Below are 21,766 nucleotides of genomic sequence, written 5' to 3' on the forward strand. Positions count from 1 at the left end.
AACAGAACTGTAAAGATGACTTACAGTCAGGTCAACCCATCGACAGCAATCCACACAGTGGTGGCAGCGGAATTCAGGCCGCCCGGGCGGTGAACCGGTCGCCGTGCCGGTCGACGATCAGCGACACGCCGAACGTCTTGGACAACAGCTCACCGGTCAGCGTCCGGCCGATCAGCCCCTGCGCCACGATTTCGCCGTCACGCACGAGCAGGGCGTGGGTGAAGCCCGGCGGGATCTCCTCGACGTGGTGGGTGACCAGCACGATCGCCGGGGCATCGGGGTCCATCGCCAGCTCGCCCAGCCGGGCGACCAGGTCCTCCCGGCCGCCCAGGTCGAGCCCGGCCGCCGGCTCGTCGAGCAGCAGAAGCTCCGGGTCGGTCATCAGCGCCCGGGCCACCTGCACCCGCTTGCGCTCCCCCTCCGACAGGGTGCCGTAGTCCCGCTCGGCGAGCCCGGCGACCCCGAGCTGGGCGAGCAGCCCGCGGGCGCGGGCCTCGTCGGCCGGGTCGTAGCTCTCCCGGAACCGGCCCACCACCGACCACGCTGCGGTCACGACCACGTCGACGACCCGCTCCCGCGCCGGGATCCGCTCGGCGAGCGCCGCCGTCGACAGGCCGATCCGGGTACGCAGCTCGTTGACGTCGGTGCGGCCGATCCGTTCGCCGAGGATCCGGGCCGTGCCGGTGGTCGGGTGCAGCCGACCGGCGGCGAGGTTGAGCATGGTGGTCTTGCCGGCCCCGTTGGGCCCGAGCACCACCCACCGCTCGTCGAGTTCGACCTGCCACGTCACGTCGCGCAGCAGGTGGTTGCCGGATCGTTGCACGCCGACCCCGTCGAGGTCGATCACCAGGTCCTCGTCCGCCACGATGCCCATCCAACCACGCACCACCTCGACGTTCCCCGCCCCCCGCCCCCGCGATCTTGCACTCGTCGCCCGACATAGGCCGTGAAAGGGGGAGATAAGTGCAAGATCGCGGGGCGTGGGTGGGGGCGCGTGGCGCGCCGGGTCAGACCCGGGTGATGCGGATCGCGTCGGCGATGACCAGACCGGTACCGGAGGTCCAGCGACTCACCGCGACCTTGTTGGCGTCACCGGCGGTCAGGGTGTAGGTGCCGAGCACCCGCCACTGGCCGCCGGTCAGCCGTTGGTTGACGTTGACCGTCTGGTTCCCGCCGGAGGTGACGATGACGTACGGGGTCGAGTTGTTGTATCCCGCGTCGGCCGGCCACCAGGCGTCGACCCGGTACGTCGCCGTCGCCGGGATGTTGAACTTGTACCAGGCCGAGTCGCTGGCCAGGACCGGGTCGGCGAACCGGTAGTTGGCGCCGTGCCGCTGGCTGGAGTACGCCGACGAGCCCCAGTTGCCGCTGGCGGTGAACCGGCCCGCGGTGTCGTTGTCGACGGTGGACGTCCAGCTCGGCGGCGGGGTGGTGCCGCCACCGTTGACCAGCTCCATGAAGCGGGTCCAGTTCCAGTTCGGCCCCGGGTCGGTGTGCGTGGCACCCGGCACCTGGTTGTGGCCGAGGATGTACGAACGGGTCTTCGGGATGTTGTACCGGTTGGCCAGGTGCCGGGTGAGCGCGGCCGACGAGCGGTACATCGCGTCGGTGAACCACGAGGCGTTGTTGACGAAGCCCTCGTGCTCGATGCCGATCGACTGGGTGTTGTAGGTCCAGTTGCCGGCGTGCCAGGCGACGTCCTTGTCCCGTACGGACTGGGTGACCGCGCCGTCCGACGAGCGGATCGTGTAGTGGGCGCTGACCCCGGCACCGGGGTTCTGGAACCAGCTCACCGTGCCGGCGTACGAGCCCTGTGCCACGTGGATGATCACGTAGCGGATGTCGTACGTCGACTCCCGGCTGGACACGGTGTAGTTGTTGCTGTGCGCGGGCGCCCAGGCGGCCGGGCCGTAGTCGGCGCTCAGCGTGCCGATGCCGGGGTCGGCGGCACCGACCGGGGCGACCGAGGCGAGCGCGCCGCGCTGTGGGGCGACCGGGCGGCCGGGGATCCTGAGCGCGCCGCCGGCGGCGAAGCCGGTGCCGAGCAGGTCGTAGACGGCGTCGGCGTAGAGGCGGGTGGTCGCCGGGGTGGAGCCGCCGCCGTAGCGGGCCACCACGCCGTACCAGCGGTCGACGTCGTCGCGCTGGACGTCGGTCAGCCCGGCCGCGTCGGCGTACGACCGGAGCACGGCGGCGGCCCCGGTGATGTTGGCGGCGGTGTCGGTGCGCAGTTCGGTGGCGGGCAGCTTGGTGAGGGCGGCCGCCTCGTCGAGGGTCCGGACGTTCGGGTTGCTGGTCAGGTGCATGACGCCGTAGCCGTTCGAGGCGCTCGGCTCGCCGTCGTGCCCGTCGAGACGGGTCTCGGCGTAGCCGAGCGCCGCGAGCAGGTCGCGCGGCACGTCGTAGCGCTGGGCCGCGGCCTCGAAGGCGGCGGCGAGCGGGTCGGCCGCACCCAGGGCCCGGTCTGCCGGCGCGGCCTGGGCCGGTTGGGCGGACAGGCCGACGGCCAGGACGAGGGCGCCGCCGCCGATCAGGCGGGCGGCTCGACGCAGGGGGTTTCGTACGGTCACCGTCACTCCTCCCGAAGTGATGGACGCCCCCGGTCGCCGGGGACGTCGGGTGACCGAACGGTATAGCCAGATATCCATCTATGTCGAGAGCTTGCAGTACTGTTTACTTTGTTGAAGAATTCCTTCACATGACGGGATGTGGCGCGGGCACCGGCTCAGCCGACCGTCGACCCGAAGACCTCGTCCCGGACCGCGTCCAGCGCGGTGCGCAACGCGCCCTGGAGCACCGGCTCCTCGGTCAGCTCGGTCACCTGCACCCGGGGCGACACCAGCGTGATCGCGGCCACCTCGTGCTGCACCCGCTCGGCCAGCGCGCTGCCGCCGGCCTGGCCGACCTCGCCGGTCAGCACGACCAGCGGCGGGTCGAGCACCACACAGGTGCCGGCCACACCGAGGGCCAGCCGGCGGGCCAGCTCGTCGAGGAACGGGCCACCCTCGGTCCCGGCCGCGATCGCCGCGCGCACGGCCTCGGCGGCGGTGGCCGCCCGGAAGCCGTGCTCGCGGGCCACCGCCCGGATCGCGTCGGCGCCGGCGACCTGCTGGAAGGCGGGCTTGGCCCGGCGCGACACGTCGCGCGGGATGGGCGCGCCGGGCACCGGGAGATAGCCGATCTCGCCGGCCGCGCCGGTGCTGCCGTGGTGCATCCGCCCGTTGATCATGATGGCGAGACCGATACCGACGCCGGCCCAGACCAGGACGAAGTTGTCGACACCACGGGCCGCCCCGGTGTGCGCCTCGGCGACCGCCGCCAGGTTGACGTCGTTCTCGAACACGACCGGGATGCGCAGGTCCTCGCGCAGCGCGGCGAGCAGCCCGCGGTGCCAGCGCGGCAGGTTGAACGCGAACGTGATGTCGCCGGTGGCGGGGTCGACCAGACCGGGGGTGCCGAGCACCACCCGGCGTACGCTGGCGAGCTGGGCATGCGCCTCGCCGGCCGCCTGGACGACCGCGTTGTGCACCACGCCGACCGGGTCGTCGGTGTCGCGGGTGGACTGCTCGACCCGGCCGATCACCCCGCCGGTGATGTCGGCGCAGGCGGCGACCACCCGGTCCGGGCCGACGTCGACGCCGACGACGTACGCGCTGCCCGGGGTGACCGCGTAGAGCTGGGCGTTGGGGCCGCGGCCGCCGGCCTGCTCGCCGACCCGGGTGACCAGGCCGCGCTCCTCCAGGCGTTCGACGAGCTGGGAGGCGGTGACCTTGGACAGGCCGGTCAGCTCGCCGAGCTGGGCGCGGGTGAGCGGGCCCCGGTCGAGCAGAAGTTCCAGGGCGGCGCGGTCGTTGAGCGCACGGAGGAGGCGGGGTGTGCCGGGCAGACGGGTGGAAGCCATGGAGACGTCCTCTATATTTAGTAAAGTTTCTTATCGATAACTGGGCCTTACCGGTAGCCGTAGCGTAATCGCAGATCATGACAACGGCCGGCACCCACCGGCGACAGGATGACCCCTGCCGGCACGTGACGCGCGCCGGCGGGGCAAGAGGGAGACCAGGTGACGATCGACCCAGGACTTCGGCGGCTCGTGCTGCGCACCCTGCTCGCGGCGTTCCCGGGGACCGCACCCCCGCCCTGGGCGGTCGAACTGGTCGCCGACGGGCTCGCCGGGCACACCCTCTTCGGCCGCAACGTCGTCGACCCCGCCCAGGTCGCCGCGACCACCGCCGCGCTGCGCCAGGCCCGCCCCGACGTCGTCGTCGCCATCGACGAGGAGGGCGGCGACGTCACCCGGCTCGCGCACGCCACCGGCAGCCCGTACCCGGGCAACGCCGCCCTCGGCGCGGTCGGCGACGTCGGCCTCACCCGGCGCGTCTACCAGGCCATCGGCACCGAACTCGCGGCCGCCGGCGTCACCCTCAACCTCGCGCCGACCGTCGACGTCAACTCACACGACGACAACCCGATCATCGGCACCCGCTCGTTCGGCGGCGACCCGGTCCGGGTCGCCGCCCACGCCGCCGCCGCGGTCACCGGACTCCAGACCGCCGGAGTCGCCGCCTGCGCGAAGCACTTCCCCGGCCACGGCGCCACGGTCACCGACTCGCACCACGAACTGCCGACCGTCGACGTACCGCTGTCCGTGCTGCGGGCCCGCGACCTGCCGCCCTTCGCGGCGGTCATCGCCGCCGACGCCAAGGCCGTCATGACCGCGCACATCCGGGTGCCGGCCCTGACCGGTCCCGCGCCGGCCACCTTCACCAGCGCCGTCCTGGTCGACCTGCTCCGCGACGAATACGGCTTCACCGGCGCGGTCGTCACCGACGCCCTGGAGATGAAGGGGGCCGCGCTCGCCGCCGGTGGCGTCGCCCCGGCGGCCGTACGCGCCCTGGCGGCCGGCGCCGACCTGCTCTGCATCGGCGCCGACATCGACGAGCCGACGCTGGTCGAGGAGGTGGTGGCGCATGTCGTCGCGGCCCTCGGCGACGGCCGGCTCGACCTCGCCCGGGTCGAGCAGGCCGCCGGCCGCGCCGCCGAACTCGCCGCCTGGACCCGGGCCGCCGCGCCGGACGAGACCGTGGCGACCGACCTCGGGTACGCGGCCGCCCGGCGCGCGGTCCGCGTCGAGGGCACCCTCACCGACCTGGGTACGCCCCTCGTGGTGCAACTCGTGTCGTCGTCGACGATCGCCGAGGGGCGGGTGCCGTGGGGCCTCGGCCCGCACGTCGGCGGCGCCGAGCAACTGCGCGTGGTGGCCACCGAGACCGACGTACCCGACCTGGTGGAACGGGCCGGCGGCCGGCCGATCGTGCTGGTCGGGCGGCACGTGCACCGGCTGGCCGAGGCACCGGCGCTGGTCGAGGCGCTGGCCGCCACCCACCCGGTGGTCCTGGTCGAGATGGGCTGGCCGTCGCCCTGGCGGCCGGCGGGCGTACGCGCCTTCGTGACGACGTACGGCGCCAGCCACGCCAACGGCCGCGCGGCGGCGGAGACCCTCGGCCTGGCCGGCTGACCACCACCTTCCGGCGGCACCGCACCCGATCGCGGGGTGCGGTGCCGCCTCCGTGTGAGCGGCGTCTCGCTTGAACGCGTTCAAAAGCAGTCGTACGCTCAGGACGACCAAAACTTGAACACGTTCGAGAAAGGGGTCGACGGTGGACCTGAAGGTCTGGATGTACCTGAGCTACCTCGTGATCAGCATCGGGCTGGTCGTCTGGGTGGCCGGCGTACTGTCGCGCAACGGGCTCGTCTTCCTCGTCGAGGTCTTCGACGACAGCAAGCTGGCCAAGGCGATCAACAGCCTGCTCGTGGTCGGCTTCTACCTGCTCAACCTCGGCTTCGCCATGTTCAACCTGCGCTACGGCGGCCGGATCACCTCGATGGCCCACGCGATGGAGGAGCTGTCGCTGAAGATCGGCCTGATGCTCCTGGTGCTGGGCATCCTGCACTTCTTCAACGTCTTCGCCCTCAACCGCTACCGGCGCGGACGGCTGCGGCAACAGGCCCCCCGGCCGCCGGTGCCGCCCGCCGGCCGGCTCGCCATGGCCGGCCCGTACGCCGGTGGCCCGGTCGGGTTCCCGCCGGGCCGGCCGCCCGTACCGCCGCAGCATCCCGGCGCCGCCCGCCCCGGCTTGTCGCCCGAAGCCGCTCCCCCGGCCGGGCCGCCCACGCCGCCGCACCAGCCGCCGGCGCAGCCGTGACCGGTGCCCGGCCCGGCGATCCCACCGCACACGGGGGCGGTGGGATCGCCGGGTTCACCGTCCTCTACGACGAGCGGTGCCCGGTCTGCCGTACGGCCCGCGCCTGGCTGGCGGCGCGCGACCAGCTCGTACCGCTGTCGTTCGTGCCGGCCGGATCGCCCCAGGCCCGGCTGCTGTTCCCCGACCTCGACCACGCCGCGACGCTGCGGGACATCAGCGTGATCGCCGACACCGGCGAGGTGTACGTCGGCGACGGCGCCTGGCTGGCCTGCCTGTGGGCGCTCGCCGACTACCGGGCGCTGGCCGACCGGCTCGCCCGGCCGGACCTGCTGCCGGTGGCGAGGCGGGTCGTGAAGACCGCGTCGGCGCTGCGGGAACGCTACCGGGAGCCGTACTACGGTGGTGACGATGAGCGAAGCGAGTGTGCCGACGACCGCTGCGGCTGAGCCGGCGACCGCCAAGGGCGAGCAGACCCGCCGGCTCATCCTCGACACCGCGATGCGACTCTTCCGCGAGCGCGGCTACACCCAGACGACGATGCGCGCAATCGCGAAGGAGGCGGGCGTCGCGGTCGGCAACGCCTACTACTACTTCGGTTCGAAGGAACACCTGATCCAGGAGTTCTACGCCGGCACGCAGGTCGAACACCGAGCCGCGGCGACACCCGTGCTGCACAACGAGTCGGACTTCGCGGCCCGGCTGCGCGGGGTGCTGCACGCCGGCATCGACGCGAACGCGCCCTACCACGCGTTCGCGGCGACGTTCTTCAAGACGGCCGCCGAGCCGACCTCGCCGCTGAGCCCGTTCTCGGCCGAGTCGTCGGGGGCACGGGAGGCGTCGATCGCGCTGTTCCGCGAGGTGGTCGAGGGGTCGACGGCGAAGGTGGACCCGGAACTGCGCGCCGACCTGCCGGAGCTGCTGTGGCTGGCGTACATGGGGGTGGTCCTCTACTGGGTGCACGACCGGTCGCCGGGGCAGGCCAAGACCCGCCGGCTGATCGACGGGGCCACCCCGCTGATCGACCGGCTGGTGGGGCTGTCCCGGCTGCGGGTGCTGCGCCCGGTGACCCGGGAGGTCATGGCGCTGATCCGGAGCCTGCGCCAGTAGTCACGGGACGAGGACGATCTTGCCCCGGGTCAGGCCGGCCTCGGCGGCCCGGTGCACGGCGGCCAGGTCGGCCAGCGGGCGGGACGCGGCGACGTCGACCCGGACCGCGCCGGCATCGACGAGCTTCACCAACTCGGCGAGCTGGGCCGGGTCGTTGCGCGCGACGAACTGGCTCGCCGTCACCGGTACGCCGGCGGGCACCTCGACCCCGACGGTGATGCTGACCAGCACGCCGCCCGGCCGTACCCGCGGCAGCAGGGCCGCCACCCGTTCCGGACCGGTCGCGACCAGGTTGAGCACGGCGTCGACCGGCCCGGGGAGCGCGTCGTCGAGCGGCGTGGTGGTGTAGTCGACGACCCGGTCGGCGCCGAGTCGACGTACGGCGTCGGCGCTGCGGGGGCTGGCGGTGGCGACGACCCGTGCTCCGGCGTGCCGGGCGAGTTGGACGGCGAACCCGCCGACACCGCCGCCCGCGCCGTTGACGAGCACCCACTGCCCGGGCGTGACGCGGGCGTGCTCGAACACCGCCTGCCACGCGGTGAGACCGGCGACCGGGATGGCCGCGGCGTCGGTGAGCGGGACGGCGGCGGGCGCCCGGACGAGACGGTCGGCCGCGGCCGTCACGTACTCGGCCGCGGCGCCGCCGCTGTCGACCCGGCCGACGACCCGGTCCCCCACGACGAGAGTGGACCCGCCACCGACCGCGACGACCGTGCCGGCGACGTCCCAGCCGAGCGTGTACGGCAGGTCCAGCGGGAAGACGGAGCTGAGCAGGCCGGACCGCAGTCCGAGCTCGGAAGGGTTGAACGAGGTCCCCGCGACGCGGATCAGCACCTCGCCGTGGCCCGGCACCGGGCGGGGAACGATGTCCTGGCGGATGACCGACACGTCGCCGTACCCGTGGATTCGCATGGCTCGCATGTCCCGAATCTATGAACGACGGCGGAACCGGACCATGCGTACGGCTCCTCGGTCCATACCCGATCGTCTTGCGACGGATACTGCCCGGGATGGACGTGCTCAGCGACATGCTCGCGGTCATGCGGACCGGCCGGCCACGGGCCGCACTGCTGGCCTGGCCCGCACCGTGGGCGCGACGGTTCGCCGCCGTACCCGGTTCGGCCGGCTTCCAGATGGTCCTGGCGGGGCCGTGCTGGCTGATCCGGCCGGACACCGACCCGGTGCCACTGGCCGTCGGTGACGTGGTGTTCCGTCCGCACGGGCCGGGGCACGTGCTGGCCGACAGCCCGTCGACCCCGGTCACCGGACCGGACTGCGATCCGGACTCCGTCGGGCGCTACACCGCCGTCGACCCGCCCGCCGGAAGCGGCGTGCCGGCCACCGTGACGCTCTGCGGCGCCTACGAACTCGAACCGGCCCGTACCCATCCCCTGCTGCACGACCTGCCCGAACTCGTCCACCTTCCGGCGCACCTCGACCGGTATCCCGTGCTGCGGGCGACCGTGGAACTGCTCACCACCGAACTGCGGCAGCCCCGGCCCGGCACCGATGCCATCGTTCCCGCCCTGCTCGACACCCTCCTGCTCCACATCCTGCGGGCCTGGTTGGAGGAGCGGTCGACGCCGGGCCCCGCCACCGGCTGGCCGGCGGCCCTCGCCGACCGGGCGGTCGGCGCCGCGCTGCGGGCGATGCACCGGGATCCGGCCCGTTCCTGGACGGTCGCGGCCCTGGCCGCCGAGGCGGGGCTGTCCCGGGCGGCGTTCGCCCGCCGCTTCACGGCGCTCGTCGGCCAGCCGCCGCTGGGCTACCTGACCTGGTGGCGGATGACCCTCGCGGCCCGCCGGCTCCGGGGGTCCGACGCGCCGCTGAGTTCGATCGCGGCTCGGGTCGGCTACGCCTCGGAGTTCGCGTTCGCCAATGCGTTCAAGCGCCGGTTCGGCGTCGCCCCCGGCAGGTATCGGCACTCTGAGTAATCGCGCTCAGGCCAAGCGTCGATCAGTTCCCCTACCGATGTAAGCCGCAAATCCGAGCCAAGTTGGCCGAACGGCCAATTCGGACGGGTCACCCTTGGCGCCCGGAGGGACGCTACGTAGCGTTACCGACAGCCGCGCCGCTGCGGCGCTTCACTACGCCCGCAACCTGCGCAAAGGCATGCAAATGCTGAAGTCTTTCCTGATCGCATCCATCGCATTCAGCAGCCTGCTGCTACTTTCCGTGATCGTCGCGTTCGTGTACGGATTCGTCCGGCCGGACCGTGCCGCGCACCGGCGCCGCCCACCGGCCTACCCCCGGTACGGCCCGGTCGGCGCCGACCAGGTGGCCATCATGATCGCCTGTCGTAACGGTGCGTCGACAATCGCGTCGGCCGTCACGGCCGCCCGGGCCACCGGCGTCCCCGTCTACGTCGTCTCCGACGCATCGACCGACGACACCGCCCGGATCGCTGGCGAGGCCGGCGCCCACGTCCTCACCCTCCCCGTCAACGTCGGCAAGCCCGCCGCGCTGCACGCCGGGTACGTGCGGTTCGGGCTCGGCACCAGATTCCGCGCGGTCGCGATCCTCGACGACGACGTGCTCGTCGACGCCGGCTTCGTCACCGCCGCTCTGGCCCACCTGGAGGACCAGACCGCCATCGTCGTCGGCCACAACGTGACCTGGTGGCCGAAGGAGCGCCGGTGGAACCCGTGGCTGGCCAAGCGGGCCTACAGCTACTGGAGCTACCAGGTGCTCACCCGCCGGATCCAGAGCCACTTCAACGTCATGAACTGCATCTCCGGCAGCAACTCGCTCTACCGCACCGAACTGCTCGACGCCGTCCTGCCGCAGCGGCCGCCGTACATCGTGGACGACACGTACTGGGTGCTGGAGACGCACCGGCGGCGCCTCGGCCGGGTCGTCTACGCTCCGCGCGCCGTGGCCCACCTGCAGGATCCGACCAGCATGCGGGACTGGTACCGGCAGAACCTGCGCTGGATGTGGGGCACCTTCCAGGGCGTCATCGGCCACCGGGTCGGCCGCCGGGCCACCCGCTTCGACTACGCGTACGTGCTGCTGATGCTGCACTGGGCGCTGTACGTCGTCGGCGCGCCGCTGACCGTGTGGGTGCTGGCCACCGCCGGCCTCGGCGCCGGCACCGGACTACTGCTGCTCCTGGCCGGTCAGTCGGTCTGGGTGCTGCTGGCCGCCTGGCGGCTGCGCCGGCCCCGGCTGGTCCTCTTCCTGCCCCTGATCACCCTGACCGACCTGCTCTACCGGGTCGTCATGGTGCACGCGCTGGTGAAGGCCATCCGCCAGCCGACCGTCGACCGGTGCGTGTGGGCGTCGCCCGCCCGTATCGGCACCCCGCGACCCACCCGAGTATGAGGAGTACGGCATGTCAGCCAACCAGGAACTGCCCCTGACCGGCGCTTCGGCGGCCGCGGTCGGCGTGATCGGCGCGATCACGCTGGCGGTCGGCGCGCTGCTGGTGACCGTGGCCCAGTGGGGCGCGAAGGCCCGCCGCCGGATCGGCTGAGCAGGTCCGCCCCGGCGCCGGCCCCGGCCATGATCTCCCTGATCACGGGGATCATGAGGGGCGGGTCGGGTGGAAGCGGCGCAGGCGGAGGCTGTTGGTCACCACGAAGACCGACGACAGCGCCATCGCGGCACCGGCGATCATCGGGCTGAGCACCCCGGCGGCGGCCAGCGGGATCGCCGCCACGTTGTAGGCGAACGCCCAGAACAGATTGCTCTTGATCACCCGCAGCGTGCGCCGGGACATCCGGATCGCGTCGACCGCCGCCATCAGGTCGCCCCGGACCAGGGTCAGGTCGCTGGCCTCGATCGCCACGTCGGTGCCGCTGCCCATCGCCAGTCCGAGGTCGGCCTGGGCGAGGGCGGCCGCGTCGTTGACCCCGTCGCCGACCATCGCCACCGCCGCACCCCGCTCCTGGAGCCGGCGTACGACGTCGACCTTGCCGGCCGGCATGACCCCGGCGAACACCTCGTCGATCCCGACCTCGTCGGCGGCGGCCCGGGCCGCCGCGGCGTTGTCGCCGGTGAGCAGCACCGGGGTCAGGCCGAGCCCGCGCAGCGCGGTGACCGCCTGTCGGCTGGTCGGCCGTACCGTGTCGGCGACCACCAGCAGGCCGCGGACCCGCTGGTCCCAGCCGACGGTGACCACCGTGCGGCCGGCCGACTCGGCCTCGGCCGCCGCGGTGGCGAGTGCTCCGGGCAGTTCGCCGGCGAAGGCGGCCCGGCCGGCGACGACCTCGTGCCCGTCGACGGTGCCGCGTACGCCGAGTCCCTCGACGGCGGCGAACCCGGTGACCGGCGGCAGCGGCCCGGGTACGGCGGCCGCCACGGCCCGGCCGATCGGGTGTTCGGAGGCGGCCTCGACCGCGGCGGCGAGCCGCCGGACACGCTCCGGGTCCTCGCCCTCGACGGCGACGGTGTCGACCAGGGCCATCCGCCCGGCGGTGACCGTGCCGGTCTTGTCGAGCACGACGGTGTCGACGCGGCGGGTCGACTCCAGCGCCTCCGGCCCCTTGATCAGGATGCCGAGCTGGGCGGCCCGGCCGGTGCCGACCAGCAGCGCGGTCGGGGTGGCCAGGCCGAGGGCGCACGGGCAGGCGATGATCAGCACGGCGACCGCGGCGGTGAACGCCGTGACGGTTCCGGCGCCGGTGCCCAGCCAGTAGCCGAGCGTCCCGGCGGCCAGCGCGATGACCACGGGTACGAAGACTCCGCTGATCCGGTCGGCGAGCCGCTGCACCCGTGCCTTTCCGCTCTGCGCCTGCTCGACCAGCCGGGCCATCTGGGCAAGCTGGGTGTCGTCGCCGACCCGGGTGGCGGTGACCAGCAGCCGGCCGCCGGCGTTCACGGTGCCGCCGACCACCTGGTCGCCGGGGCCGACCTCGACCGGCACCGACTCGCCGGTGACCATGCTCAGGTCGACGGCGGAGGTGCCGTCGTCGACCACGCCGTCGGTGGCGATCTTCTCGCCGGGCCGTACGACGAAGGTGTCGCCGACCGCGAGCTCGGCGATCGGGACGCGGGTCTCGACGCCGCCGCGCAGCACCGCGACGTCCTTGGCGCCGAGGTCGAGCAGGGCGCGCAGCGCGGCGCCGGCCCGGCGCTTGGCACGCGCCTCGAAGTAGCGGCCGGCGAGGATGAACATGGTCACCCCGGCGGCCGTCTCCAGGTAGATGGTGCCGGCACCGGCGCCGCGCGGCACGGTCCACTCGAAGCCGTGGGTCATGCCGGGATGGCCGGCGGTGCCGAGGAACAGCGCCCAGAGCGACCAGCCGAAGGCGGCGAGGGTGCCGAGCGAGACGAGGGTGTCCATGGTCGCCGCGCCGTGCCGCAGGTTGGTCCAGGCGGCCCGGTGGAACGGCAGGCCGGCCCAGACCACGACCGGGGCGGCGAGGGTGAGCGAGAGCCACTGCCAGTTGGTGAACTGCAGCGGCGGGACCATGGCCAGGGCGATCACCGGTACGGCGAGCACGACCGAGACCAGCAGCCGGTCGCGTAGCAGGCGCAGCTCGGCGTTCTGGGCGGTCTCGGCGCCGTCGCCGTCGGCCGGGCCGGCGGGCGGGGCCGGCAGCACGGCGGTGTAGCCGGTCTGCTCGACGACCGCGATGAGGTCGGCGGGGGTGACCGTCGGCGCGGCGGTGACGGTGGCCTTCTCGGTGGCGTAGTTGACGGTCGCGGTGACGCCGTCGATCCGGTTGAGCTTCTTCTCGATCCTGGACGCACAGGACGCGCAGGTCATCCCGCCGATGGTGAGCTCGATCAGGTTGGTGGCCACCCCGCTCCTCCCGCCGGCCCGGTTCTCCGCTCCATCGAGCCTACCCCTACCCCCCAGCGGTATAGGACAGGCCGTTTGGGTCACCGGGGGCCGGGTACCCCACCGGCTGCCGTGGGCACGGTTCAGCAGACGCGAACGGGGAGTGGTCCTGATGTCCTACGCCAGCTCGATACTCGGAAGCCACCCGGGGGAGTTCGGCGGGCTCGACCGGGCCCTGCTCAACACGGCCGTCGACGCCTCCGTCGCCTGCGCCCAGGCGTGCACCGCCTGCGCCGACGCCTGCCTCAGCGAGGAACAGGTCGCCGCGCTGACCGTCTGCATCCGAATCAACCTCGACTGCGCCGACCTGTGCGAGACGACCAGCCGGGTGCTGTCCCGGCACACCGGCTACGACCGCAACGTGACCCGCGCCATGCTGGTCGCCTGCGTCGCGGCATGCCGGAGCTGCGCCGAGGAGTGCGACCGGCACGCGGCCATGCACGAACACTGCCGGGTCTGCGCCGAAGCCTGCCGCCACTGCGAGCGGGCCTGCCAGGAACTGCTGGACGGGCTCACCTGACCCCCACGGACACCGATGCCGCCGCCCGATCCCGGGCGGCGGCATCCGTTCGGCGCCGGCGTCAGCCCTTGCCGCTCGTACGGACCAGAGTCCGGATCTGACGCAGCAGCACCGACAGCGCCGCCAGGTCGGCCCGCGACTCGTCGAACTCCCCCATCGCCTTGTAGGCACGGGTGATCGAGGTGGCGTTACCCGCCTCCCACTGGGCCACCCGCTCCGGCGCGTCGTCGGCCGCCGACGTCGAGTTGAGCACCTCGACGGTCAGCGCGGCGAGGGCGGCGTAGAGGTCGTAGCGCAACGCCATCCGGGCCAGCGTCTGCCACCGGTCCTCCCGCGGCAGCAGCGAGATCTTCGACAGCAGCGCGTCGACCCGGAACCGCTCGGACAGCGCGAAGTAGACCCCGGCGACCTCGTCGACTTCCCGCCCGGTCTCGGCAGCCGTCTCGACGACGTCGAGCAGACCGAAGCTGTACATGATCCGGGTCGCCCGCTCGGCCACCTCGCGGGGCAGCCCACGACCCATGTTGACCGCGACGTGCCCCTGGAGTGCCTCCCGCTCGGCGCCGGCGAACAGCTCGTCCAACCGGGTGAGCAACCGGGACACCCCGGCCCGCAACCGATCGATCTCGGCCGGCACGTCGAGCGGCGAGCGGCGGTTGGTCACCAGCCACCGCACCGCCCGGTCGAGCAGCCGCCGGGCCTCCAGGTGGACCGAGGTCTGCGCCTCGGTGGGCACCTGGTTGTCCAGCCGCTCGACCGCCGCCCACAACTCGTCGAGGGCGAACACCTCACGGACCACCACGTACGCCCGGATCACGTCGGCCGCCGACGCGCCGGTCTCCTCGACCGCCCGGAAGACGAACGAGATACCGCCCCGGTTGATCACCTCGTTGACCAGCGCGGTGGAGACGATCTCCCGGCGCAGCCGGTGACCGGGCATCCGGTGGGCGAACCGGTCTCGCAGCGGCGTCGGGAAGTAGTCGGTCAGCACCCGCGCCGTCCACGGCTCGTCGACGAGGGCGTCGCCGAGGATCTCCCGCTCCAGCACGATCTTGACGTAGGCCATCAGGACGGCGAACTCGGGCAGGGTCAGGCCGGTGTCGGCCCGGGCGGCGAGTTCCTCGTCGGAGGGCAGCGCCTCCAGCGCCCGGTCGAGATGGCCGGCGCGTTCCAGCTCGGTGAGCATCCGCCGGTGCACCGGCAGCAGCGACTGCGCGCCGGCCCGGGCGCTGCCCAGCGCCCTGGCCTGCTCGTAGTTGTCGCGCAGCACCAGCTCGGCGACCTCGTCGGTCATCTCCGCCAGCAGCTCGTCGCGCTCCGGGCGGGTCAGCTCGCCGTCGGTGATCGCACCGCCGAGCAGGATCTTGATGTTGACCTCGTGGTCGGAGCAGTCGACCCCGGCCGAGTTGTCGATGAAGTCGGTGTAGATGCGCCCGCCTGTGCCACCCGGCCCGGCGGTGTTCCCGCCCCGGCCACCGGCCATCGCGTACTCGATCCGGCCGAGCTGGGTGAAGCCCAGGTTGCCGCCCTCGCCGACCACCCGGGCCCGCAGCTGGCGCCCGTTGACCCGGATCGCGTCGTTGGACTTGTCGCCCACCTCGGCGTTGGACTCGGTCGCCGCCTTCACGTACGTGCCGATGCCGCCGTTCCACACCAGGTCCACCGGTGCCTGGAGGATCGCCTTCATCAGATCCTGCGGCGACATCGAGGTGACCTGCGCGTCGAGGTCGAGCGCCGCGCGGACCTGCGGCGAGATCGGCACCGACTTGGCCGTACGGGGGAAGACGCCGCCGCCCTCGGAGATCAACTGTGTGTCGTAGTCGGTCCACGAGGAACGCGGCAGGTCGAACAGCCGGCGGCGCTCGGCGTACGAGCGGGCCGCGTCCGGGTCGGGGTCGAGGAAGATGTGCCGGTGGTCGAACGCGCCCACCAGCCGGATGTGCTCCGACAGCAGCATGCCGTTGCCGAACACGTCACCCGACATGTCACCGACGCCGACCACCGTGAAGTCCTCGGTCTGGGTGTCCAGCCCCATGTCCCGGAAGTGCCGCTTGACCGACTCCCAGGCACCGCGCGCGGTGATGCCCATCCTCTTGTGGTCGTAGCCCGCCGAACCGCCGGACGCGAACGCGTCACCGAGCCAGAACCGGTGCGCCCTCGAGATCTCGTTGGCGATGTCGGAGAACGTCGCCGTGCCCTTGTCGGCCGCCACCACCAGGTAGGGGTCGTCGCCGTCGTGGCGTACGACCTCGGCCGGCGGGACGATCTCGCCGCTGACGATGTTGTCGGTGACGTCGAGCAGCGCCGAGATGAACAGCTTGTAGCAGGCGACCGCCTCGTCCCGGTCGCCCGGCAACTGCTTTAGCACGAAGCCGCCCTTTGCGCCGACCGGCACGATCACGGCGTTCTTCACCATCTGCGCCTTGACCAGGCCCAGCACCTCGGTACGGAAGTCCTCGCGCCGGTCGGACCAGCGCAGCCCGCCCCGGGCCACCGGCCCGAACCGCAGGTGTACGCCCTCCAGCCGGGGCGAGTAGACGAAGATCTCGTACTTCGGCCGGGGCGCCGGCAGGTCCGGGATCGCCTGCGGGTCGAGCTTGAACGCCACGTACGACTTCGGGCGCCCGTCGTCGCCACGCTGGTAGAAGCTGGTCCGCAGGGTGGCCTGGATCAGCGTCAGGTAGGAGCGCAGGATGCGGTCCTGGTCGAGGCTGGCCACGTCGTCGAGCTGCTGCCCGACCGCGGTCAGCAGCTCCTTGCTCTCCAGGGTGCGTTCCTCGGCCGACAGTCCCCGCCGCGGATCGAACCGGATCTCGAAGAGCCGCACCAGCAGCGCCGCGATCGCCGGGTAGGCGATGAACGTCGCCTCCATGTATTCCTGCGAGAAGATCGCGCCGGCCTGGCGCAGGTATTTCGCGTACGCCCGCAGCACCACCACCTGCCGCCAGGTCAGCCCGGCCCGCAGCACCAGCTCGTTGAACCCGTCGACCTCGGCCTCACCGCGCCAGGTCGCCGAGAACGCGTTCTCCACGTGCGGGCGTACGCCGGTCAGCTCCCGCGCGTCCGGCGGCAACTCCAGCCCGAAGTCGTAGAGGAAGATCCGCCCGTCGGAGCGGGTGATCTCGTACGGCCGCTCGTCGACGACGCTGACCCCGAGCGAGTGCAGCACCGGCAGTACGGCGGACAGCACCATCGGCTCGCCGTACCGGTAGACCTTGAACCGCACCGTCCGGTCGCCCGGCTCGATCGGCTCACCGGCCGGTTTGTGCTTGCGGAACATGTGCATCTCGAGCTGGCCCGGTTCCTCGAGCAGTTCGAGTTTCGCCAGGTCCTTCAACGCCTCGTACGGCGTCTGGTCGTCGCGGTAGCCGTCGGGGAAGGCGTCGGCGTAGCGGGCGTGCAGCACCTTGGCCTGCTCGTCGCCGAGCTTGCGTTCCAGCACCAGCCGGAAGTCGTCGCCCCACAGCCGGGTCGCGTCGGCGAGGTGCTCGGCGAGCGCGTCGGCGTCGAACTGGCCCGGCGGGTCGGCCGGGTCGGTACGCACGATGAAGTGCACCCGGGCGAGCACCGACTCGGTGACCCGGGTGGTGTAGTCGACCCCGATCCCGTTCAGCTCGGCGAGCAGGATCTCCTGCATCCGCAGCCGGTTCTGGGTGGTGAACCGGTCGCGGGGCAGGTAGATCAGGCACGAGATGAACCGGCCGTAGCCGTCCCGGCGCAGGAAGAGACGCAACTGCCGGCGGCCCGCCATCCGCAGCACGCCGATCACCGCGTGGTATAGGTCGTCGGTCTTGATCTGGAACAGCTCGTCGCGCGGATAGGTCTCCAGGATCTGCATCAGATCCTTGCCGGAGTGGCTGCGCGGGCTCAGCCCGGACCGCTCCATCACCTCGGCGACCTTGCGCCTGACCACCGGCAGGTCACGGACGCTGGCCCGGTAGGCGGCGCTGGAGAACAGCCCCAGGAACCGCTTCTCGCCGACCACCTCGCCGTGCTCGTCGAACGTCTTGAAGCCGATGTAGTCCAGGTAGGCCGACCGGTGCACGGTCGCCCGCGAGTTGGCCTTGGTGATGATCAGCAGACGCTTCTCCAGCACCTTGTCGGCCGCCTCCGGCGTCATCGACGCCAGCGCCCGGGGCGCGTGCTGGCCGGCCCCGACGGGCTGCCCCACCGGGTCCTGGCGCAGGATGCCCAGCCCGGTGCCGGGCACCGCCTCCAGCGTCCGGTTCTCCCCGTCCGGGCGGCCGGTGGCGCCGGCCAGCCGGTATTCGCGGTAGCCGAGGAACGTGAAGTGCTCGTACGCCATCCAGCGCAGCAGCTCCACCGAGTCGGTGATGTCCTTCTCCGGCACCGGCAGCCGGCTCTCCGGGACCCGTACCGTGTCCAGCTCGTCGGCCAGCGCGAGAGCGCGCTCGCGCATCGACTGCCAGTCCTCGACCGCCTCGCGCACGTCGGTGAGCACCCGGGTCAGGTCGGCACGCAGCCGCTCCCGGTCCTCGGCGTCGCGGACCGGGTCGATCTCCAGCCGCATCCAGCTCTCGACCTGGTCGCCGTCGATCGCGTCGTCCGGCTCCACCTCGGCGGCGACCTCGGTCAGCCGGCCGCCGGCCTCCCGGCGTACGACCACGAGCGGGTGCACCAGCAGGTGCAGGTCCAACTGACGGGTGTTGAGCAGCGCGGTCACCGAACTCACCAGGAACGGCATGTCGTCGGTGACGATCTGGATCACGGTGTGCTGCTGGTCACCGACCGGCTGGCTGATCTGGAGCTTCAGCTCGCCCGGCAGCCGCTGCTCGGCGAGCTGGCGGTGGGCCAGGGCGGCCTCGACCATCTCCTCCGGCGTACAGCCGACCAGTTCCTCGTCGGCGGCGAACCGCCAGAAGCGGTCGGTCAGGGCTGCCGCGTCCTGGTCCCGCCCGGCGAGCGCCACCGCCTGGGCGACCAGCCGCTCGGCGCTGGGAACCTGCTCGTCAAGGTCGACATCCTCGATGTCGTCCGCGGTCGGATTGATCGCTAGACCCTCGTCATAGAGAGTGTCCAAGCTCACTCCGATGTCCGCCTCGACCATTGAAGTGTGGAACTCGTCGATCCGGCTGTCATCCTGCCGGAGGGCGGGTTCCGGTCTGGTCACCGGCCGCCGGTCCATCCGTGCACTCCCCTCGGCCCACTACGCTGTGGGTCACTCCGCCCCAGCCTAGGCCCTGCCGTCCGGATCGCCGTCCGGTGGATCGGTGTGCCCAGCGTCTGGAACCCGACGTGGCACCGGCAAGGAGTACCCATCGGCCCGCCGTCATCACCTCGGCCGCCGTACCACCGGTGTCCGCGCCGGTCAGTGCCCCGATACCCGGACACCACGAATCGGCCGGCCGTACTACGGTCGATGGTCGACACCGGTCGGAAGGGGGAGCTGACATGCGGGGGTCGAGCAACGGGTCCGGGGTCGGGCGGCGGATCGCGGCGGCGCTGGCGGGCCTGACGATGGCCGCCGGCCTGCTCACCGGATGCGGCGCCGACGACGGGCCGGACCAGGCCGTCGACGCGCTGCTCGGCGGCTGGCCGACCGGCGAGCTCGCCGCCGTCGCGTTCGTCGACCCGGCCGGCCGCAAGCTGCCGGCGGCCGACGTCGCCGGGCAGATCAAGCACCTCAGCGGCGACCTCGCCGCCAACCCGCCGGCTTTGAAGCGCAGCGGCCGGGCCGAGGTCACCAACGACGTGGCGGTCGCCACCGTCACCGTCGACTGGACGCTGCCCGGGGGCACCCACTGGACCTACCCGACCCAGGTACGGCTCACCCGCGGCGGCGACGACGCCTGGCAGGTGATCTGGGAACCGAAGGTGGTGCAGGAGCAGCTCACCGACGGCGACCAGCTGAGCCTCGCCCGGCTGCCCGCCCCGCGCGGCGGCATCCTCGACGGCGCCGGCCAACCGGTCTTCGCCGCCCGGCCGGTGGTCACCGTCGGGGTGCAGCCCAGCGAGGTCGACGACGCTCCGGCCCTGGTCAAGGCACTGGACGCCGCCTTCAAGGCGATCCGGCCGGCGATCCCGGCGGTCGACCTCAGCGGGCTGCCGGACCGGCTCGCCCAGGCCAAGCCCGACGCGTTCGTCGAGGTCGTCACCCTGCGCCGGGAGGCGTACGACCAGATCCGGGGCCGGATCCGCGACCTGCCCGGCACCAAGTTCCAGGAGTCGACCCGCGACCTCGCGCCGACCCGGGACTTCGCCCGCGCCCTGCTCGGCACCGTCGACGCGGTGACCAAGGAGGACATGGAGCGCGACCCCGACGCGTACGTCCTCGGCGACCTGGTCGGCCACGGCGGCCTGCAGGGGCGCTACGAGCAGCGGCTACGCGGCACCGGCGGGGTCGCCGTCACCATCGTGCGCAAGGGGCCGGACGGCACCGTCGCCCAGACCGGCACCGAGGTTTTCCGCGGCGAGCCGAAGCCCGGCGAGCCGGTCCGCACCACGATCGACGTACGCACCCAGAACGCCGCCGACGCCGCCCTCGCCGGCGAGACCCGCCGGGCCGCCCTGGTCGCCGTACGGGTCACCGACGGCGCGATCCTGGCCGCCGCGAACGGTCCGGGCGGTGGCCAGGAGAACCTGGCGTTCACCGCCCAGGTGCCGCCCGGCTCCGGCTTCAAGATGGTCAGCGCACTCGGCCTGCTCGACGCCGGCGCGGTCACCCTCGACCAGGTGGTCGCCTGCCCGCGCAACACCACCGTGGACGGCCGTACCTTCAAGAACTCCGACAACTTCGAACTCGGCCCGGTGCCGTTCCGGGTCGACTTCGCCCGATCCTGCAACACCGCGTTCGCCGACCTGGCCCCGAAGCTCGGCCCGGACGGGCTGGCCGCCGCCGGCCGCACCCTCGGCCTGGAGGGCGCCTGGGACCTCGGGATCGACGCGTTCAGCGGCAAGGTGTCGACCGGCGGCCCGGCGGCCGAGCGGGCGGCGGCCGCGTTCGGGCAGGGCACCACGCTGGTCAGCCCGCTGGCGATGGCGTCGGCGACCGCGGCGGTCGCCCGTGGCCAGTGGCAGCAGCCGACCCTGCTGCTCGACCCGGCGCCGGCCACGCCCGCGCCGCCCGGGCCGCAGCTCAAGCCGACCTCGGTCGAGCCGCTGCGCACGATGATGCGCGAGGTGGTCACCACCGGCACGGCCACCGCCCTGCGGGACGTGCCCGGCGGCCCGGTGCACGGCAAGACCGGCACCGCCGAGTACGACGACAACCCGGCCAACACCCACGCCTGGTTCATCGGCTGGCAGGGCGACGTGGCGTTCGCGGTGTTCGTGGAGAAGGGCGGTTCGAGCACGACCAGCGCGGTCCCGCTGACCGAACGCTTCCTCCGCGAACTCGCCCGCTCCTGACCACCCCGGACGCGACCCGGCACGGCAGTAGTGCGCGGCAACCCTCGTCAGCCCGCCCGCCACACCGTTGATCTGGGCGCCAGCGACCTTATCCAGGCTCCGTAAGGTCGCTGGCGCCCAGATCGACAAGCCCACACTGTGACGCCCGGGGCGTTCGTGATCGTCTGGGGTTCAGGCGGTTTCCGGCCGGCGGGTCGGCTGTCGGAACGACAACGATCGACGCGGACGGCGTCAGGTGGGGTCGGCGTCCGCGCCCTGATCACTGGCGGGCTGCCGCTGCCCAGGTGCCACGCCGGGACGACCGGTCAAAATGTCGGCGGCCGAGATACGCCTGGGACGGCCGGAATCGGCCGGAGCCGGGGGTCCGGCCGGGGGTACGGCCGGCTCTGCCGGCGCCACCTGCCTCGGTGCCGCCCGGGTCAGCACGGACCAGCCCGACGCCACCTGCTCCGGCGCCACCTCGGCCGGCCGGGACTGCTCCGGCGGCACCGTCTCCGCCGGCACCGTCTCCGGCGCCGCCCCGTCCGGCGCCGCCCCGTCCGACGCCGGATCGGTCAACGCCGGCTCGGCCGGCCCAGCCACCTCCGGTGTCGCCCCGGCGGCGGTCGCCGCCGCCGTCGCCTCGGTCACGGGTGGTTCGGCTGCCGGCAGGCCCGGCTCCGGCGCGCCCGCCGCCGCGTCGGCCGGGTCCGCGGCGCGGACGGTGAATCGCGGTTCGGGGCTGCGGCCGGCCCGCCAGGCGGTGTCGCGGGCGGCGGCACCGGCGGCGGCCACCTGCTC

The 21,766-nt window shown here is 72.9% G+C and carries 15 protein-coding genes; 9 read left to right on the forward strand and 6 right to left on the reverse strand.

Translation table 11 applies throughout. The features are described from left to right. Window positions 1–73: 73 nt before the first annotated feature. From AB0I42_RS00495 to AB0I42_RS00505, 3 genes are all read right to left on the reverse strand, one after another. Window positions 74–874: an ABC transporter ATP-binding protein gene (locus AB0I42_RS00495; protein ID WP_357532792.1), complete on the reverse strand. Its 801-nt coding sequence runs from the start codon at window positions 872–874 to the stop codon at window positions 74–76. 133 nt (window positions 875–1,007) lie between these two features. Then, window positions 1,008–2,570 carry an N-acetylmuramoyl-L-alanine amidase gene (locus tag AB0I42_RS00500; protein WP_357532794.1) on the reverse strand — a complete coding sequence of 521 codons (1,563 nt, stop codon included), beginning with the start codon at window positions 2,568–2,570 and terminating at the stop codon, window positions 1,008–1,010. Window positions 2,571–2,725: 155 nt separating this feature from the next. Further along, the gene (locus AB0I42_RS00505) at window positions 2,726–3,901 is read right to left on the reverse strand and encodes an ROK family transcriptional regulator (RefSeq protein WP_357532795.1); all 1,176 of its coding nucleotides are present in this window, start codon (window positions 3,899–3,901) and stop codon (window positions 2,726–2,728) included. 159 nt (window positions 3,902–4,060) lie between these two features. Between AB0I42_RS00505 and AB0I42_RS00510 the strand changes: the two genes are divergently transcribed. The 4 genes from AB0I42_RS00510 (at window position 4,061) to AB0I42_RS00525 (ending at window position 7,310) form a co-directional block, all read left to right on the forward strand. Continuing rightward, complete coding sequence (locus tag AB0I42_RS00510) at window positions 4,061–5,515, forward strand: glycoside hydrolase family 3 N-terminal domain-containing protein (RefSeq protein ID WP_357532796.1); 1,455 nt, start codon at window positions 4,061–4,063, stop codon at window positions 5,513–5,515. A 142-nt stretch (window positions 5,516–5,657) separates the two neighbouring features. Further along, window positions 5,658–6,203: a hypothetical protein gene (locus AB0I42_RS00515; RefSeq protein WP_357532797.1), complete on the forward strand. Its 546-nt coding sequence runs from the start codon at window positions 5,658–5,660 to the stop codon at window positions 6,201–6,203. Then, window positions 6,200–6,649 carry a DCC1-like thiol-disulfide oxidoreductase family protein gene (locus AB0I42_RS00520; RefSeq protein WP_357532799.1) on the forward strand — a complete coding sequence of 150 codons (450 nt, stop codon included), beginning with the start codon at window positions 6,200–6,202 and terminating at the stop codon, window positions 6,647–6,649. Before AB0I42_RS00515 ends, AB0I42_RS00520 begins: the two co-directional genes overlap by 4 nt. After that, window positions 6,612–7,310, forward strand: coding sequence for a TetR family transcriptional regulator (locus AB0I42_RS00525; protein ID WP_357532801.1), 699 nt, complete (start codon window positions 6,612–6,614; stop codon window positions 7,308–7,310). The genes AB0I42_RS00520 and AB0I42_RS00525 overlap by 38 nt, the downstream gene beginning before the upstream one ends. Here AB0I42_RS00525 and AB0I42_RS00530 read toward each other — a convergent pair whose 3' ends face one another. Next, window positions 7,311–8,231, reverse strand: a complete 921-nt coding sequence (locus AB0I42_RS00530) for an NADP-dependent oxidoreductase (protein ID WP_357532802.1) — start codon at window positions 8,229–8,231, stop codon at window positions 7,311–7,313. 89 nt (window positions 8,232–8,320) lie between these two features. Here AB0I42_RS00530 and AB0I42_RS00535 point away from each other — a divergent pair, with 89 nt between their 5' ends. From AB0I42_RS00535 to AB0I42_RS00545, 3 genes are all read left to right on the forward strand, one after another. Next, the gene (locus tag AB0I42_RS00535) at window positions 8,321–9,244 is read left to right on the forward strand and encodes an AraC family transcriptional regulator (RefSeq protein WP_357532804.1); all 924 of its coding nucleotides are present in this window, start codon (window positions 8,321–8,323) and stop codon (window positions 9,242–9,244) included. Between the two features lie 184 nt (window positions 9,245–9,428). Beyond that, on the forward strand, window positions 9,429–10,634 hold the full coding sequence (locus tag AB0I42_RS00540; protein ID WP_357532806.1) for a glycosyltransferase family 2 protein: 1,206 nt from the start codon (window positions 9,429–9,431) through the stop codon (window positions 10,632–10,634). Between the two features lie 10 nt (window positions 10,635–10,644). Further along, window positions 10,645–10,785: a hypothetical protein gene (locus AB0I42_RS00545; protein WP_357532808.1), complete on the forward strand. Its 141-nt coding sequence runs from the start codon at window positions 10,645–10,647 to the stop codon at window positions 10,783–10,785. Window positions 10,786–10,836: 51 nt separating this feature from the next. On the opposite strand, the gene AB0I42_RS00550 is transcribed toward AB0I42_RS00545, so the two are convergent. Further along, entirely contained in the window at window positions 10,837–13,059 is a 2,223-nt protein-coding gene (locus AB0I42_RS00550) for a heavy metal translocating P-type ATPase (RefSeq protein ID WP_357532810.1), read from the reverse strand. Window positions 13,060–13,210: 151 nt separating this feature from the next. Here AB0I42_RS00550 and AB0I42_RS00555 point away from each other — a divergent pair, with 151 nt between their 5' ends. Further along, complete coding sequence (locus AB0I42_RS00555) at window positions 13,211–13,618, forward strand: four-helix bundle copper-binding protein (protein ID WP_357532811.1); 408 nt, start codon at window positions 13,211–13,213, stop codon at window positions 13,616–13,618. A gap of 61 nt (window positions 13,619–13,679) precedes the next feature. Here AB0I42_RS00555 and AB0I42_RS00560 read toward each other — a convergent pair whose 3' ends face one another. After that, window positions 13,680–18,764: an NAD-glutamate dehydrogenase gene (locus AB0I42_RS00560; protein ID WP_357532812.1), complete on the reverse strand. Its 5,085-nt coding sequence runs from the start codon at window positions 18,762–18,764 to the stop codon at window positions 13,680–13,682. 266 nt (window positions 18,765–19,030) lie between these two features. Here AB0I42_RS00560 and AB0I42_RS00565 point away from each other — a divergent pair, with 266 nt between their 5' ends. Then, entirely contained in the window at window positions 19,031–20,986 is a 1,956-nt protein-coding gene (locus tag AB0I42_RS00565; protein WP_357532814.1) for a penicillin-binding transpeptidase domain-containing protein, read from the forward strand. Window positions 20,987–21,766: the final 780 nt, after the last annotated feature.

The organism is Polymorphospora sp. NPDC050346, assembly GCF_040655695.1.
GTDB classification, from domain to species: domain Bacteria; phylum Actinomycetota; class Actinomycetes; order Mycobacteriales; family Micromonosporaceae; genus Polymorphospora; species Polymorphospora lycopeni.